Origin of the sequence: Chryseobacterium sp. Mn2064, from assembly GCF_049319685.1 — a bacterium.
Lineage (GTDB): Bacteria > Bacteroidota > Bacteroidia > Flavobacteriales > Weeksellaceae > Chryseobacterium.
This window is the reverse complement of sequence record NZ_JBMOUE010000001.1, coordinates 781,836-796,019: the sequence shown is the minus strand read 5'-3', so window position 1 is coordinate 796,019 and position 14,184 is coordinate 781,836. Positions and strand designations below refer to the sequence as shown.

Sequence of the window (14,184 nt, the reverse complement as noted above, 5' to 3'; positions counted from 1 at the left end):
TCAAAATATTATGAACGTAGCAGATCTAAAAATCAAAAACTTAGTCGAGTACAAAAATCAGATTTATACGATCACTGAGATTTTTCACAGTACTGAGCAGGCATATTTTGTTAAAATTGAAAGTGATACTCAAAGTATTTCCGTTCCGGCAGATTCTATTAAACCGATTAAAATAACAGAAGAATGGCTTGAAAAACTGGGGTTCTCAAGAACATACAGTTCAGACCAGAGGATACGGTACGAAAGACCGGAAGCATTCATCAAATACGATATCGATCTGAGTTCCAGAAAAATACTTGAAGGACTAAAAATATACGGAAACGCAATAAAGTGCAGATACATTCATGAATTCCAGAATATTTTTTCCTGTTTATTCGGAAAAGAACCTACATTACATTTTGGCTATCTGAAAACAGAATCCTAGTTCAATTATTCAAAAATAAAAAACCGCAGTTTATCTATTGAACTGCGGTTTTCTTTTGTGTATATTGTGTTTTTACCTCAAAAATGCTTCTTTATTTCACTTTCTTAAATTCAATATTCTGAAAATTTCCTCCGGAAAGCATAAATCCGTTTACAGTATTGCTTTTATCATATTTAAAATCAAGACCTCCAAAAAATGACTGATAGGAATATACCTTTGAACGGTTCAGAAAATGCAGCCTGATATCTCCATTCAATGCATGTCGGGCTATTAGTTTATGATCTTCAATAAGCAGTTCATACATAGTATTAAATTCCTCGTTTCTATAAAATCCCACATATTGCTTAAGATCTATTTCCTCTTCTTTCAAAGGTTTCAGAATGATTTTCTTGCAATGGAAGCTAAAATCACCAATATTGAAGGTAACCGCTTCCTTCTGAAAGACAAAGTTTCCTGTAGGAATAGAAGGTATGCCAAACTTATCATCTCCCATCACGGAAAAAGGTGTTGTATCCCCCTCAAAATAAAGGTTTTTACCATCTGTCTTTATATTCAGATAACTTCCGGGATTCATCTCATAAGTTCCTGCAAAATTCTGAAGCTCCGAATGCGAATAATTCATTTTCTTTGCCGGTGGCGGAAGTACCTGCTGATCTTTAAGAAATACATCAACCAATCCATATGCAATTAATAATCCGTCAAATACACTTTTATTTCCCGCCAATACAATAGAAAGGTTATATTGGGGAACATGGAGGATATAGGATCTGTACGCTGCTGTACCACCACCATGAAAAACAATATCAAGACCTTTGTATTTTCCGGTCTGCAGGCCAAGTCCATATTGTATTTTCTCTCCGCTGTTCAATACAGTATTCTTTTGCATTTTATCATAAATTTCACGGTTTCCGATGGATGGTTTCTGAAAATTGATGGCCCACAGACAAAGATCATCCAGTGTCGTAAAAATATTGGAAGATCCATTTTCCATCTGACCCAGATCATGCTTGATAAAACCGGAACCTTTTCTATCGTAGGATTCGGCCTTGTTAGGAATTATTTTTACAGGATCATTCACTGCCATGGAGTGATTCATATGTAAAGGCTGGAAAATATGTTCTTTGAGGATTTCAGGAAAGTCTTTTTTATAAATCCTGTGGAGAATTTCTGAAAGCAGCATAAAGCCGGTATTATTGTAGCTATACTGATCTCCCGGTTTAAAGTTGACACTTCGGATGGCCAGTACCGTCTTTATCGCTTCCGCACTGGTCACCCTGAATTCATCTCCAAAACCCTGCATTTTTTTGATATTGGTAAAATCCGGCAGCCCATGGATATGAGTGGCCAGCTGTTTGATGGTGATTTTGTAAGGTAGATTCTTTAGTTCAGGTAAATAAATGCGGATATCATCTTCTAATGAAAGCCTTCCCTCCTGCTCTGCCAATAAGGCTACAAAAGCGGTAAACTGTTTGGAAATAGAAGCGATATCAAAAGCGGTAGAATCTGTAATAGGCGTACGGTTTTCAAGATTAGCCAGTCCGTACTTTTTTTTATAGATTACTTTTCCATCTTTTATAATTCCTACTGCCATTCCCGGAGCATTCGGTTGAGAATAACTGTTGATAAGCGAATCTGCTTTCTTAATTTTGTTTTGTTGGTTTAATTGTCCGAAGCATGTTCCTATGTTCAGAACGGTAAAAAGTAACCATGTAAATTGGATCTGAAGTTTCATCTTGTATAATTTTAAATGATGAAGCAAATCTGGAAATTTACATTGGTTTAAAGATCCGACTACCGGAATTCGGACTATTTTTACATCAAAAATGAGTTCGACTTTAAGTCGGACAGTATTTAAACAACTGATTTTCTGTAATCTGTGGGAGTAACCCCTGTTTCTTTTTTAAATGCTGTATAAAACGAAGATTTAGAATTGAAACCCACTTCATACAATATTTCAAGCACAGTAAGCTGGGGTTGATCTTTCAGTAAATCTTTAGAATGGTTGATTCTGAACTCATTAATAAAATCGAAAAAATGTTTACCTGTTTGTTGGTTGATCAATATTGAAAGCTGTTTTTCGGACATTTTCATCTGTTCTGATAATTTCTGTAATGTCAGCTTATCATCCAGGTAGGGCTTTTCAATGGTCATGAATTGAACAAGATCTTTCAAGGCTTCCGGTTCTTCTTTCGTTTCTTTCACAGATTGTACCGGAACAAGATCTTTATTAATACCTGCCAATAGATTGGGACGGTACAACGCATTCAGCACAAGCCAGCTGATTACAAATAATACAAAAACCGAACTGAAAGCATATAAGTATAAAGAAATGGTTTCATTACTCTTTAATAAGCCTCTGATTAATACAAAGACATTTCCAATCACAAAAAGAATGGTAGTCTGCATCAGCCATTGATAAGTCATATGGTGATTGCTTGAATAATTTTCCTGATACAACTTCCTGAATGTTCTCAATGTCAGAAACACGGCGATGATATAAAAGTAATATTGAAGAACAGAAACGATCTCAAATATCCCACCTGCCTGTTCAGACACTCCCTGAGTTCCCAGCCAGATCAGAAAAATGACAAAAGGAAGGCTATGTAAAAGATGCTTTTTGCGAAGGGTAAAGTTATAATAGCAGGCTGCATTCACATATAAATAATACAAAGGCATCTGCAGCAAAACACTGGAAATTTTGAATCCATTAATAATTTTGTTGTCAGAAGGTTCCAGAAAAAAACCGGAGAAATCGACAACAGAAATCAACAGAAAAACAGCAAATAAATAGTTGGGTAGCTTTCTTTCTGATTTCGCCGTCAGCAAAAAAATACTCAACAGCAAAAAGAGGAAAAATATAATTTTACCCAGATCGTTTATGAATGATAGGTTCTCCATTCTCATAGTCACAAAACTACAAATAATCGTGACTGATTTGGAAGAATCATTTATCATTTATTAATGAAAATCTATTTTTTATAAAAAATAATATAGCCAATGAAACCGATTGTTTCATTGGCTATATTGAAAAGATTACTCTCTAGCTTTTAAAAACGTGCTTATTGGCTAGCTTTAAAGTATAAGAGTTTTTAACTTTAGTGAGCGTATATTTACCCTTTTTATACAGTTGTCCTTTTTTGGATGGTTCTTTATCTAGGATCAAACTTCCTTCAGCAGAAGGCATAAATAGCTCTGCTTTTGTACCATCCTCGCTCAGAATAACGGTTGCATTGGATTTGTACGATTTTTTGGGATTAACTTCTTTCAGCTGTATTTTTTCTTCAAAAAGTCTGACACAGTCATTTTTAAGTACCGAAAATGAATATCCCGCAGATAGTTTGCAACCGTGCTTATCTTTATCAGAACCGGTTCCTTTTGGGACAAGTTGTGCCGAAACGGCCGAGGAGAACAATACAACAGCCATAGCTGTCATCAATAATTTTACGTTTTTCATATTGTATATTTTTATAATGAATTTTTACTAAAGATTTCCTTCATTAATGCTTTCAAATATATTCCTGAAATGATGGATCAAAATCAGGATCTATATCCTCTGCTCAAATTCATACTGTTAATATAACAAAAATTCAACCATTTTTTTCATTTTATAATATTCAGGTCAATTCTTTCCCAACAGATCAACCATAAAAGTGCTGTACTATTTCTTTAAATTTGCATCCTGCTGATTCTAGTGGCAGTCAAAATTTCATTATGAATACAGAAAAAATATATTCGCAGCTGGTAGAACATTTTAGGGAAATCGTATTTTTAGAAGATAAGGATATTGATTGTATTATTTCCAACTTAGAAATTATTACCCTCAAAAAGAAAGAATACCTATTGCATGAAGGGCAAATATCCAAACATATGCGTTTTATTGTTCAGGGAAGCCTGTATGCCTATTATATTGATCAAAAAGGGAAAGAAAACACCACTCAATTAGGTATTGAAAACTGGTGGGTAAATGATCTGTACAGCTATTTGAGTGAACAACCTTCAAGAATGTTTATTCAAGCCAATGAAGACCCGACTATCATCCTTCAGATCAGTAAAAATAATCTGGAACAGCTTTATAAAGAAGTTCCTTCCATCTCAGAATTCTGGCGCATAAAAATGCAATCGGCCTACGTAACTCTACAGGAAAGAACGTTTGAACATTCACGAGTAGATGCTTATACCAAATACAGAACGTTTGTTACAGCTTATCGCAATATTGAACAGCGGTTTCCACAATATATGATCGCGTCTTACCTCGGAATCACGGTAGAATATCTCAGTTTTCTCAGAAAAAAACACCTCTCCGACGTTTCTTAAGATTTCTTAAGTTTATTCCGTTTTGGCCGGAATAATTTTGCTCAAAGAATTTTAATGAGTGAAATATGAAGGCTAAATTGATCTTTGTTGCTGCGCTTTTATCAGCTTCTTTGGGACTGACTGCGCAAAAATTATCTTATACCCCGGATCTTGTTGTAGGACATCGTTCTTACACTTATATGCATAACATCAATTATCAGTTGAGTGACCGCCTGAAATTGAATAATCTTACCTTATTTGACACTGAATACACCCGTGATCAGGAGAATATTTTCTTTATAAGAAATACTCTGGCTTATAGTTTTAGCAAAAGACTGAGTGCTAATGCATCCTTTGGAATTAAAAATCCGGGAGCTTTCTTCAGTGCTTATTTGCAATATAAAATTTCACAACCTTCTTACACATTGGCCTACTCTATCGGCACAACTTACCAGAAAGGTTTTTCTCTGGAGCAGTCTGTTTCCTTTGAATATACTCCTTATCTGAAAGAAGGACTGAAGGGCTATTTCAGTGTATTGGCTATCGGAAATTTGGATAACAGTGGATATCCAAGAGGATTGCAGTTGGTACGGTTGGGAGTGAAGCAGGATAAGATTATGTATGGAATTGCTTCTAATTTTGATCAGTTTAATAATGGAAAGAAGACTCTTGAAAATATAGGGGGATTTATAAAATATAGCTTTTAAAATAATGATGAGGGATGAAAAAATGTTGTGGCTTTTTATAGTGAATATTTTAGGGGTTTTAACCGCAGATCTTCGCAGATGATTGTGAATATGCTCTACGAGAAGTATTAAAATAGATGTACTGTGGCTGGTATAGAGCTTTACAATGTGAGATTATTTTTTATCTGATGATCCGTAATGAGCACAAATACATTCCTTATTATGAGTGTATTTGTGGTTTTAAAACAATTTCAGTAGATTTTCAGAATGCTCTGATGCCGGATTTTGAATAATAAAATCTATTGTATAAAATTTTCCTTTCAGTGAGTCATGGAATATTGTTTGGGATTCATTCCGAGGTGTTCTTTGAATATTTTTGAGAAATGGCTAAGGTTGGTAAATCCAAGCTGATATCCTACTTCAGATACGGTATACTTTTTTTCGCGAAGCAGAAAAGCAGCTTCTTTCATTCTAAATTCCTGGTAATAACTGAAAATACTGTCGCCAAAAATCTGCCTGAACAATCGTTTCAGTTTTGTTGGGCTCATTCCTGCCTTTAATGCCAATTCGCCAATGACAGGTGGAATTTCCAAATTCTCAAGAATTTCTTTTTTTACCTTATAAACGGTTTGTATATCTTTTGTATTTAAAGCATAAAGATGTTTTTCATCTCGCTTTTCAAGTTCCATCAGTAATCTGCAGATCAATTCCTCGGCTTTTACGCGAAGAAAAAAAAGTTTAAAACTCTCGTCAACAGAATTAGAAATAATTTCGTTGACAACAGACTGTAAAGAAGGATAAATTATTTGTTCAAAAAGAAAAGGTTGCGAATTCTGCAAAAGACTCTGTAAAACAGGCGACTGTTCCGAAGAGTAAAAAAGTCCTTTCAAATACTCTGCATCTATTTCAATATTGATTGTAGCCGTATTGCTGTGAATAGAAATAACCTCATCAGTATTGATCCTGCTTGTTCCTATTAAAACAGATGGCAAATCTGGCGTTTTTGTTCCTTCCTGCGAGGTTTCAATCTCAGGAAAAACATTCTGAAATTTAAAAAACAACATCTTTCCGGTTGTTGTAAGAGCCTTATTTTCAATATTGACATTTTCTTTTAGCTCATAGTTGCTGATAAGCATTCTGATATGTTCATTGAAAATAAAACCTGTACAATATCCGCTTCCAAACTGAGATGGAATCTGTAGCTTTCTTTGTATTATTTCGGTTCCTAATCTCTTGGCCAGCCATTTCAGAACATCAGGAACGGTATGATCAGGAGTCCTCATAAAAGTCTTTTACAGTTATTTTTAAGTCTAATATAATTATTTTATCTCTAAAATATCATACAATTTTGTATCAATCAATAATTTAACTAAAAATGATACTAAAAGATAAAAAAATAGCCATTATCGGAGCAGGTCCGGTAGGTCTTACCATGGCCAAATTGCTTCAGCTACAAAATGTAGACGTTACGGTTTATGAAAGAGATCATGATCTGTATGCCAGAATTTTTGGTGGAACGCTCGATCTTCACAAAGGATCAGGACAGCAAGCTATGAAAAAAGCTGGATTGCTGGATGCCTATTATAAAGCAGCAATACCTATGGGAATTACGATTACCGATCAGAATCTTCAGACTCTGTTTACCAAAAACATTACTCCGGAAAATCAATGGGACAATCCGGAAATCAATAGAAATAATTTAAGAACAATGTTGGTTAATAGTTTAAAGGAAAATACTGTTGTTTGGGACAGAAGATGTCTGGATCTTAAAATTCGGGACGGAAAATGGTTTTTGGATTTTGAAAACGGAACAGAGGCTACAGCTGATTTTGTTATAGTAGCCAATGGCGGGATGTCTGGAGTAAGACAGTATGTTACAGAAACATTGGTTTCAGATACAGGAACTGTTATCATTCAGGGTGATATTCCCAATCCTGAAAAAGAATGTCCCGGCTTTTATCAATTATGTGGAGGTAAAAGGTTGATGACAGCCTATCAGGGTAGCTTGATAGTGATCAATCCGAATAATAACGGAGCCTTGAGCTATGGTGTAATTTTTAAAAAGCCAAGTGATCCGGAATTTGTTCCGAAAGACACCGAAACCATCCGTCAATTTCTCATGAAAAGATTTTCTCAATGGGACGAACGTTACAAAGATTTATTCCAATCCACGTCATCTTTCTGGTATCTGCCTACCAAAAAGCTCTCCTTGGACCAGCCCTGGAAAAAGAATCGCCCCTTACCTATTACTCTGATCGGTGATGCAGCCCACCTCATGCCACCTTTTGCAGGACAAGGTGTAAATACCGGACTTATGGACGCATTGATCTTATCTGATAATTTAGCCAACGAAAAATATACTTCTTTACAGGAGGCTATTGATAACTATGAGCAGCAGATGTTTATCTACGCAACAGAAGCTCAAATTTCATCCTCCAACAACGAAATGGAAATGCGGGATCCCGATTTTTCTTTTCAACAATTAATTCAATAGATCAATCATTGTGCAATGTAGCTGGATTTGGTAATCAACCCATTATTTTACATCTCTTTTATTAGTATCTTTACTATTACTAATAGTGTATAGATGAAGGACGTTATCGTGTATCAAATTGATTCATTTACAAAAGAGAAATTTAAAGGAAATCCCGCAGGAGTCGTATTGAATGCTGAAAAACTGACCTCCGAAGAAATGCAGTTGATCGCCAGAGAACTGAATAATTCAGAAACAGCATTTGTATTGAAACCCGATTCTGAAAATGAAGGTTTTGATTATCATATCCGCTATTTTACTCCAACTACAGAAGTTCCTATTTGTGGACACGCTACTATAGCGGCTCTCTACGCAAAAGCAATAGAAAGTAAGCTGGAATCCTGCATCATCAAAATTTATACTCAAGTCGGAATTCTCCCTATTTATATTGAGAGAATTGAGGATGATTATCAAATTACAATGACACAAGGGGACTTCCAACTGAACCCTGTTTTCGATCTTTCAACAGAAGAAAATATTATAAAAGCGCTGGGATTAAAAATAGAAGACCTTGATGAAAGATGCCCTGTACAAATTGCTTCTACCGGGCATTCCAAAGTGATGATCGGAATTAAAAGCAGAAGCGCATTAAACAGTCTTACTCCAGATTTTACGAGCCTGGCTCAGCTAAGCACAATGATAAATTGCAACGGCTATTTTGTCTTCACATTTGACACCGATGATCAGAATATCCTTACCTATGGAAGAATGTTTGCTCCTGCAATCGGTATTTCTGAAGATCCGGTCACAGGGAATGCTAATGGCCCGTTGGGAGGGTATCTCATTGAAAACAAAATTATAGAAATGGCTGACGGAACTTTTGAGTTTACAGCAAGACAAGGGGAAATCACTAATCGAATCGGAGAAATGAAAGTAGAAGTTACCGTTAATAATAATACTCCCAAAGCCATCAGAATTACAGGAAATGCGGTGGCTGTGTTTCGGGTAATGATGTCTATTTGATTTGTACGAAAATTCATCCTTTACATTCTACAATTCATCCTTTATATAGTAAAACCCATCATTTAACAAACTAAACAACAGTTAGTTGCAAAATTATTAAAGTTTCTTTGTGCTTTCAAATAAGAAAGTAATGAAAAAGAAATGGATAATAATGGCTGCATTACTACAGGCAGTTCAAACTTTTGCACAAATAGAAGTAAAATCAGAGTATCTTCCCCAGCAAAAGTACATTAATGATAACGGAGACAAGACAGAAGCAAAAAGTTCTGTGGTTACCACTACTTTTACAGCAACAATTCCTGTAAATGTACGTCCAACGGCATATCATCAGCCAAAAATATTGGCAGCTACAATGAATGCGTCGTATACTTCGTTTAATAATGATGGCATAGCATCGGAAGCCATTCCCAAGGAAATGGCCTCTGCAGATCTTGGAATACTCTATATGAGCCCTATCAACGAGAAATTGATGTTTATTGGAGGCGCATCTGCCGGAATATATTCTAACCATACAGATCTCAATAAGATTGAAATGGATAACCTTATTATCAACATATACTCCTCATTTATATGGCAGTTACGTCCCAAAATAAAAGCCGGTGTTGCGCTTATTGCGAATAATGCTTTTGATAAACCTATGCTTATTCCAATGCCTTACTTTCAGTACCATAGTGAAAAGAAGCGCGGTATGGAATATCATGCAGAATTAAGTTATACTCCTAAATTTTCTGTAGGATACAGATTCAACGATACATTTGCTGTACGCATCGTGAACCGTCCCAAATTCTTCTTTTCTACCGCTAAAATTGACGGTCAGAAAAAATATTTTGATCATCATTATGTAAGTTTGGGTCTGGAACCCGAATACCGTTTCAATAACTGGACGGTAAGTGGTACATTTGGCGCCAACTTTGGACGCACAGACCGTTATAGAGATCGGGAACCGTCTCAGTTCTTAAAATGGGGAAATGCCAATTTTGATCCCTCTTTTTATGTTTCTGCGGGGATTAAGTATAACTTTGCAGAAAAACGAAAATAATGATGAATCAGAGCTATAACAGCCACTTATTTTACTATCAACCTATACCCATCAGGATATGAATTTTTCTGAATTTTTCCGGGATAAGGAAAAGAAGTCCAACAGATACGTGATTATTTTCTATTACTTCATAGTCACCACCATTTACACAGTTTACCAGATTTTTTTCTTCAATACCATTATGAAGAGCAGTATTTTATCAAAAGTAAGCCTTTGGGATAATTTTCTGCTGCAGTTTGCCCTCTTCTATCCTATTGTGCTGGTCATGACTTTTCTGGATTACAAGCTTATCAAATTGATTAATGGGATTACTCCTATGCACACCAGTTTGTACAGGCACGCTTCTTCATTGTTTGTGAGCAATATAGTACTGTGTATCATTCTCTATTTTGCTTTTAATTTTATGGTTACTGAGATCTTTGATGTTGGAATCAAGCAGTCCCTGTCTTACAAATCGGGGCTTATTCTCAATATCACAGCCAATCTGCCGATTCTTCTCGTTCTCGATCTGTTATTTTACTTCCAGGCAGAACGTAAAGCAATCAAAGCTTCTGAAAAAGCCAAAAGAAACATGCTGATGTATCAGTATAATGCTTTAAGAGCGCAGGTAAACCCGCATTTTCTGTTTAATTCTCTGAATGCGCTTTCCTCATTGATCTACGAAAATCAGGATCAGGCCAACAAATATACCAAAGCCCTGTCTCAGGTATACAGGCAGGTACTTTCTGTCAGCAAAAAACCTTTAAATACTCTAAAAGAAGAGATGCATTTCTTCAGACAGTATTTATTTTTAATGGAAATCAGGTTTGAAAACGGTTTTAAAATTGAAATAGATCCTGTAGAAGATTGGGAACATCATCAACTGGTTGCCTTCAGTTTTCAGCTTCTCCTTGAAAATGCCTTTAAGCATAATGTAAGTTCTATAGCGGATCCTTTACTCATTCATATTTCCGTTCATAAAGATGGAATTTCTTTTCAAAACAGAATATCTTTACGCAACGATGTTACCAAAGGAGAAGGAATAGGCCTGTCTTTTCTGAATACACAATACGATCGCTATCATAAAAAACTGGAAATAAAACAAGAAGATAACGTCTTTATTGTAAAAATACCTTTCATAGAATGAAGAAATATTTAATTGTTGAGGATGAACGCCTTGCCTTTTCCGAGCTGAAACGAATGATGGATCATCTCCGTTCTGATTATATTTTACTGGAAAGAACCCAAAGCGTCCTGGAATCTGTAGAATTTCTGGAAGAAAATAAACCTGATTTTATTCTGATGGATATCAGTCTTTCTGATGGCAGCTGCTTTGAAATATTTAATCATATCAAAGTTGAAGTTCCAATTATCTTTACGACAGCCTATGATGAATACGCAATTCAAGCTTTTAGAGTAAACAGTATTGATTATCTTCTAAAACCTATTTCCGAAGAAGAGCTTGAGCGGGCCATCATAAAGCTTGAAGAGCTGCATTTTGATAAAGAACAGGAAGCTATAGGAATTCGTATGGTAGAATCTACCTTGATGAAAAAGGTAAAAAACCGCTTTCTTGTACATTCCAGGGAAGGATATTTGTATGTAGAATCACGAAATATTGCCTACTTCTACAGCGAAGAAAAAGTCGTTATGCTCCATACATTAGATGATAGGCGATATATCATCAATTATACTTTGGATCAATTGGAAAGTCAGACTCCCACAGATCTGTTTTTCAGGGTTTCCCGTAATTGTATTGCCAATATAAAAGCGATTAAAGGAATTAAAAAGGCCATCAACAGCCGTCTCACCATTCAATTTGAACCATCGTGTCCTCATGAAATTATTGTAAGCCGCGCACGGGTACAGCATTTCCTGGAATGGTTGAATGATGATTAAATTCTACCCTGATATGACAAATAAAGTGGCGAATTTTTGAATACTTCATTTTCAGCACTGATATTTTTTCGTTTCCCGATAAAACAATAAGTATATTTGTGTAAGGTTCTTTTGTATGAATATGCTTACAGACAAATTCGGAAGACATATCAATTATCTAAGGCTGGCTGTCGTAGACCGCTGCAATCTCCGTTGTACCTATTGTATGCCGGAAAACGGATTGGTATGGATTAAGCAGAATGACCTGATGACGGATGAGGAAATGGTGAGAATATGTTCCATTTTCACAAAGCTGGGCGTTAATAAAATAAGAATAACAGGTGGAGAGCCTTTTGTAAGAAAAAACTGCATCAGCCTTATTGAAAATATCTCACAGCTCCATAATCTTACAGATCTGAGCATCACCACCAATGGACTTCTTACCGAGCAATATATTCCGCTACTTAAAGAATTTGGAATACAATCGGTTAATCTAAGTCTTGATACATTGGACGAAAACAGGTTCTTCGAAATCACCCGCCGCAGAAGCTTTAGCCAAGTGATGAAAACACTGGACGGTTTGCTGAAGCATGAGATCCAGGTAAAAATCAATACTGTGGTGATGGAAAATCAGAATATAGAAGATATCATTCCACTGGTTCAGCTCACGAGAGATCTTCCTGTAGATGTACGTTTTATTGAGGAAATGCCCTTTAATGGAAATGATCACACCACCAATCTACATTGGAATCATTCAAAAATCCTCCATCATATCAAAGGTCATTTTCCACAGCTCATCAAAACTGAAGATCCTAAAAGCTCTACTTCTTATCACTATAAAATACCGGAATTTATAGGTAATATCGGAATCATTGCTGCCTACACCCGTTCTTTTTGCGGTGATTGTAACAGGATCAGAATTACACCTTCCGGAATACTTAGAAGCTGTCTGTATGAAGGCGGTGGCATCAATTTAAAAGACGAGATGCGCTCCGGAAAAACAGACGAAGAACTTACCCATATCATCATCAAAACAATACATCATAAACCCAAAGACGGATGGGAAGCTGAGAAACAGACTTTAACCGCTTCGCAAATCCACCAGTCTATGGCAACAATAGGAGGTTAAATATGGAAATGATCACTGTACAACAAGCAGAAAACATTATACTTTCCCAAAGTCAGAATTTTGGAGAAGAGTATATTTCTTATGAAAAGGCATTGGGAAGGGTTTTGGCTGAAAATCTTACAGCAGACAGAGACCTTCCTCCATTTGACAGGCCTACTGTAGACGGAATAGCGATCCAATACGAAGCGTATGAAAAAGGAACTCAATCTTTCAGAATTAAAGCGGTACAAGCTGCAGGAGAACCTTCTGTATCTATTGATTCAGATGATGAATGTGTTGAAATAATGACAGGTGCTGCTTTGGATCATTCTGTAGATACCGTTATTCGCTATGAAGATATTTCTATTGAAAATGGAACTACAACACTTCATATTGAGATAAAAAAAGGGCAAAATATTCATCTGAAAGCAAAGGACAAAAAACAAGGAGAAATAGTAGTAAACACCAATCAGGTCATTACTCCTGCCATTATCGGAATTGCTTCTTCCATTGGAAAAACCTCTCTGTTGGTGAGAAAGCTGCCCAAAGTTCTTATCATTTCTACAGGAGATGAGATGGTAAGTGCAGAATCTGTTCCCAATCCGTTTCAGCTAAGACAATCAAACGGAATCACGATACAGTCTGTTCTGAAAAAATACGGAGTTCAAGCAGAGACCCTTCACCTTAATGATGATTATAATGAAATCAAAAAGGAACTTTCCCGCTGTATTCATGAATACGATGTTCTTCTTATGAGTGGCGGAGTATCCATGGGAAAATTTGATTATCTCCCAAAAGCCTGTGAAGAGCTTGGAATAGAAAAACTTTTTCACAAAATAAAACAAAGACCGGGAAAACCATTCTGGTTTGGTAAAAATTCAGATCATAAACTGGTTTTTGCTTTTCCGGGAAATCCTGTTTCGGTATTTATGTGTCTCCATAGGTATTTTCTTCCCTGGCTAGAAAAATCTATGGGTATTGAAAATCCACAACAGTTTGCCGTTTTACAGAATGATATTGATTTTCCTTTTTCTCTTCAATACTTTGCGCAAGTGAAGCTTCAGGTCAATCAATTGGGGCAACTCACCGCAGAATCTGTTAATACCAATGGTTCCGGGGACTTTTCTCATCTTGCCGATACCGATGCTTTCATAGAACTTCCTTTGGAACAGAATATCTTTAAAAAAGGAGACGTTTTTAAAATATGGAAATATAATTTGTAACTGAAAAATTGATAAAAAATACATGAATACTTATTAACCTTCAAAGTAAAAAATATTC

Annotated in this window: 14 protein-coding genes; 10 read left to right on the top strand and 4 right to left on the bottom strand. The window is 35.9% G+C overall.

What is annotated here, in order from left to right; genetic code table 11:
- The first annotated feature begins 10 nt into the window (after positions 1-10).
- Positions 11-424, top strand: a complete 414-nt coding sequence (locus tag ACL9RH_RS03445) for a hypothetical protein (RefSeq protein ID WP_422691942.1) — start codon at positions 11-13, stop codon at positions 422-424.
- Between the two features lie 91 nt (positions 425-515).
- Here ACL9RH_RS03445 and ACL9RH_RS03440 read toward each other — a convergent pair whose 3' ends face one another.
- From ACL9RH_RS03440 to ACL9RH_RS03430, 3 genes are all read right to left on the bottom strand, one after another.
- Entirely contained in the window at positions 516-2,156 is a 1,641-nt protein-coding gene (locus tag ACL9RH_RS03440; protein WP_422691941.1) for a serine hydrolase domain-containing protein, read from the bottom strand.
- 119 nt (positions 2,157-2,275) lie between these two features.
- Positions 2,276-3,322: a helix-turn-helix domain-containing protein gene (locus ACL9RH_RS03435; RefSeq protein WP_422691940.1), complete on the bottom strand. Its 1,047-nt coding sequence runs from the start codon at positions 3,320-3,322 to the stop codon at positions 2,276-2,278.
- A 142-nt stretch (positions 3,323-3,464) separates the two neighbouring features.
- Positions 3,465-3,878: a hypothetical protein gene (locus ACL9RH_RS03430; protein ID WP_422691939.1), complete on the bottom strand. Its 414-nt coding sequence runs from the start codon at positions 3,876-3,878 to the stop codon at positions 3,465-3,467.
- 257 nt (positions 3,879-4,135) lie between these two features.
- Between ACL9RH_RS03430 and ACL9RH_RS03425 the strand changes: the two genes are divergently transcribed.
- Together ACL9RH_RS03425 and ACL9RH_RS03420 are read left to right on the top strand one after the other, a co-directional pair.
- Positions 4,136-4,738, top strand: a complete 603-nt coding sequence (locus ACL9RH_RS03425; RefSeq protein ID WP_422691938.1) for a Crp/Fnr family transcriptional regulator — start codon at positions 4,136-4,138, stop codon at positions 4,736-4,738.
- Between the two features lie 65 nt (positions 4,739-4,803).
- Complete coding sequence (locus tag ACL9RH_RS03420) at positions 4,804-5,424, top strand: hypothetical protein (RefSeq protein ID WP_422691937.1); 621 nt, start codon at positions 4,804-4,806, stop codon at positions 5,422-5,424.
- A gap of 299 nt (positions 5,425-5,723) precedes the next feature.
- On the opposite strand, the gene ACL9RH_RS03415 is transcribed toward ACL9RH_RS03420, so the two are convergent.
- A complete protein-coding gene (locus tag ACL9RH_RS03415; RefSeq protein ID WP_422691936.1) occupies positions 5,724-6,686 on the bottom strand; it encodes a helix-turn-helix domain-containing protein in 963 nt (320 codons plus the stop codon).
- Between the two features lie 92 nt (positions 6,687-6,778).
- On the opposite strand from ACL9RH_RS03415, the gene ACL9RH_RS03410 reads away from it, so the two are divergent.
- From ACL9RH_RS03410 to ACL9RH_RS03380, 7 genes are all read left to right on the top strand, one after another.
- On the top strand, positions 6,779-7,897 hold the full coding sequence (locus ACL9RH_RS03410) for an FAD-dependent oxidoreductase (RefSeq protein WP_422691935.1): 1,119 nt from the start codon (positions 6,779-6,781) through the stop codon (positions 7,895-7,897).
- A gap of 93 nt (positions 7,898-7,990) precedes the next feature.
- Positions 7,991-8,899, top strand: a complete 909-nt coding sequence (locus tag ACL9RH_RS03405; RefSeq protein ID WP_422691934.1) for a PhzF family isomerase — start codon at positions 7,991-7,993, stop codon at positions 8,897-8,899.
- A 130-nt stretch (positions 8,900-9,029) separates the two neighbouring features.
- Positions 9,030-9,938, top strand: coding sequence for a DUF6268 family outer membrane beta-barrel protein (locus ACL9RH_RS03400; protein WP_422691933.1), 909 nt, complete (start codon positions 9,030-9,032; stop codon positions 9,936-9,938).
- 58 nt (positions 9,939-9,996) lie between these two features.
- The gene (locus tag ACL9RH_RS03395) at positions 9,997-11,064 is read left to right on the top strand and encodes a sensor histidine kinase (RefSeq protein ID WP_422691932.1); all 1,068 of its coding nucleotides are present in this window, start codon (positions 9,997-9,999) and stop codon (positions 11,062-11,064) included.
- Positions 11,061-11,816, top strand: coding sequence for a LytR/AlgR family response regulator transcription factor (locus ACL9RH_RS03390; RefSeq protein WP_422691931.1), 756 nt, complete (start codon positions 11,061-11,063; stop codon positions 11,814-11,816). The genes ACL9RH_RS03395 and ACL9RH_RS03390 overlap by 4 nt, the downstream gene beginning before the upstream one ends.
- Positions 11,817-11,937: 121 nt before the next feature.
- A complete protein-coding gene (gene moaA / locus ACL9RH_RS03385; protein WP_422691930.1) occupies positions 11,938-12,924 on the top strand; it encodes a GTP 3',8-cyclase MoaA in 987 nt (328 codons plus the stop codon).
- Positions 12,925-12,926: 2 nt separating this feature from the next.
- Entirely contained in the window at positions 12,927-14,126 is a 1,200-nt protein-coding gene (locus ACL9RH_RS03380; protein WP_422691929.1) for a molybdopterin molybdotransferase MoeA, read from the top strand.
- Positions 14,127-14,184 lie beyond the last annotated feature (58 nt).

Coding starts and splice junctions, on each gene's coding strand:
- ACL9RH_RS03400 (WP_422691933.1), top strand. CDS start 9,030: ATGAAAAAGAAATGGATAATAATGGCTGCATTACTACAGGCAGTTCAA.
- moaA (WP_422691930.1), top strand. CDS start 11,938: ATGCTTACAGACAAATTCGGAAGACATATCAATTATCTAAGGCTGGCT.
- ACL9RH_RS03420 (WP_422691937.1), top strand. CDS start 4,804: ATGAAGGCTAAATTGATCTTTGTTGCTGCGCTTTTATCAGCTTCTTTG.
- ACL9RH_RS03425 (WP_422691938.1), top strand. CDS start 4,136: ATGAATACAGAAAAAATATATTCGCAGCTGGTAGAACATTTTAGGGAA.
- ACL9RH_RS03445 (WP_422691942.1), top strand. CDS start 11: ATGAACGTAGCAGATCTAAAAATCAAAAACTTAGTCGAGTACAAAAAT.
- ACL9RH_RS03405 (WP_422691934.1), top strand. CDS start 7,991: ATGAAGGACGTTATCGTGTATCAAATTGATTCATTTACAAAAGAGAAA.
- ACL9RH_RS03395 (WP_422691932.1), top strand. CDS start 9,997: ATGAATTTTTCTGAATTTTTCCGGGATAAGGAAAAGAAGTCCAACAGA.
- ACL9RH_RS03440 (WP_422691941.1), bottom strand. CDS start 2,156: ATGAAACTTCAGATCCAATTTACATGGTTACTTTTTACCGTTCTGAAC.
- ACL9RH_RS03430 (WP_422691939.1), bottom strand. CDS start 3,878: ATGAAAAACGTAAAATTATTGATGACAGCTATGGCTGTTGTATTGTTC.
- ACL9RH_RS03435 (WP_422691940.1), bottom strand. CDS start 3,322: ATGGAGAACCTATCATTCATAAACGATCTGGGTAAAATTATATTTTTC.
- ACL9RH_RS03380 (WP_422691929.1), top strand. CDS start 12,927: ATGGAAATGATCACTGTACAACAAGCAGAAAACATTATACTTTCCCAA.
- ACL9RH_RS03410 (WP_422691935.1), top strand. CDS start 6,779: ATGATACTAAAAGATAAAAAAATAGCCATTATCGGAGCAGGTCCGGTA.
- ACL9RH_RS03415 (WP_422691936.1), bottom strand. CDS start 6,686: ATGAGGACTCCTGATCATACCGTTCCTGATGTTCTGAAATGGCTGGCC.
- ACL9RH_RS03390 (WP_422691931.1), top strand. CDS start 11,061: ATGAAGAAATATTTAATTGTTGAGGATGAACGCCTTGCCTTTTCCGAG.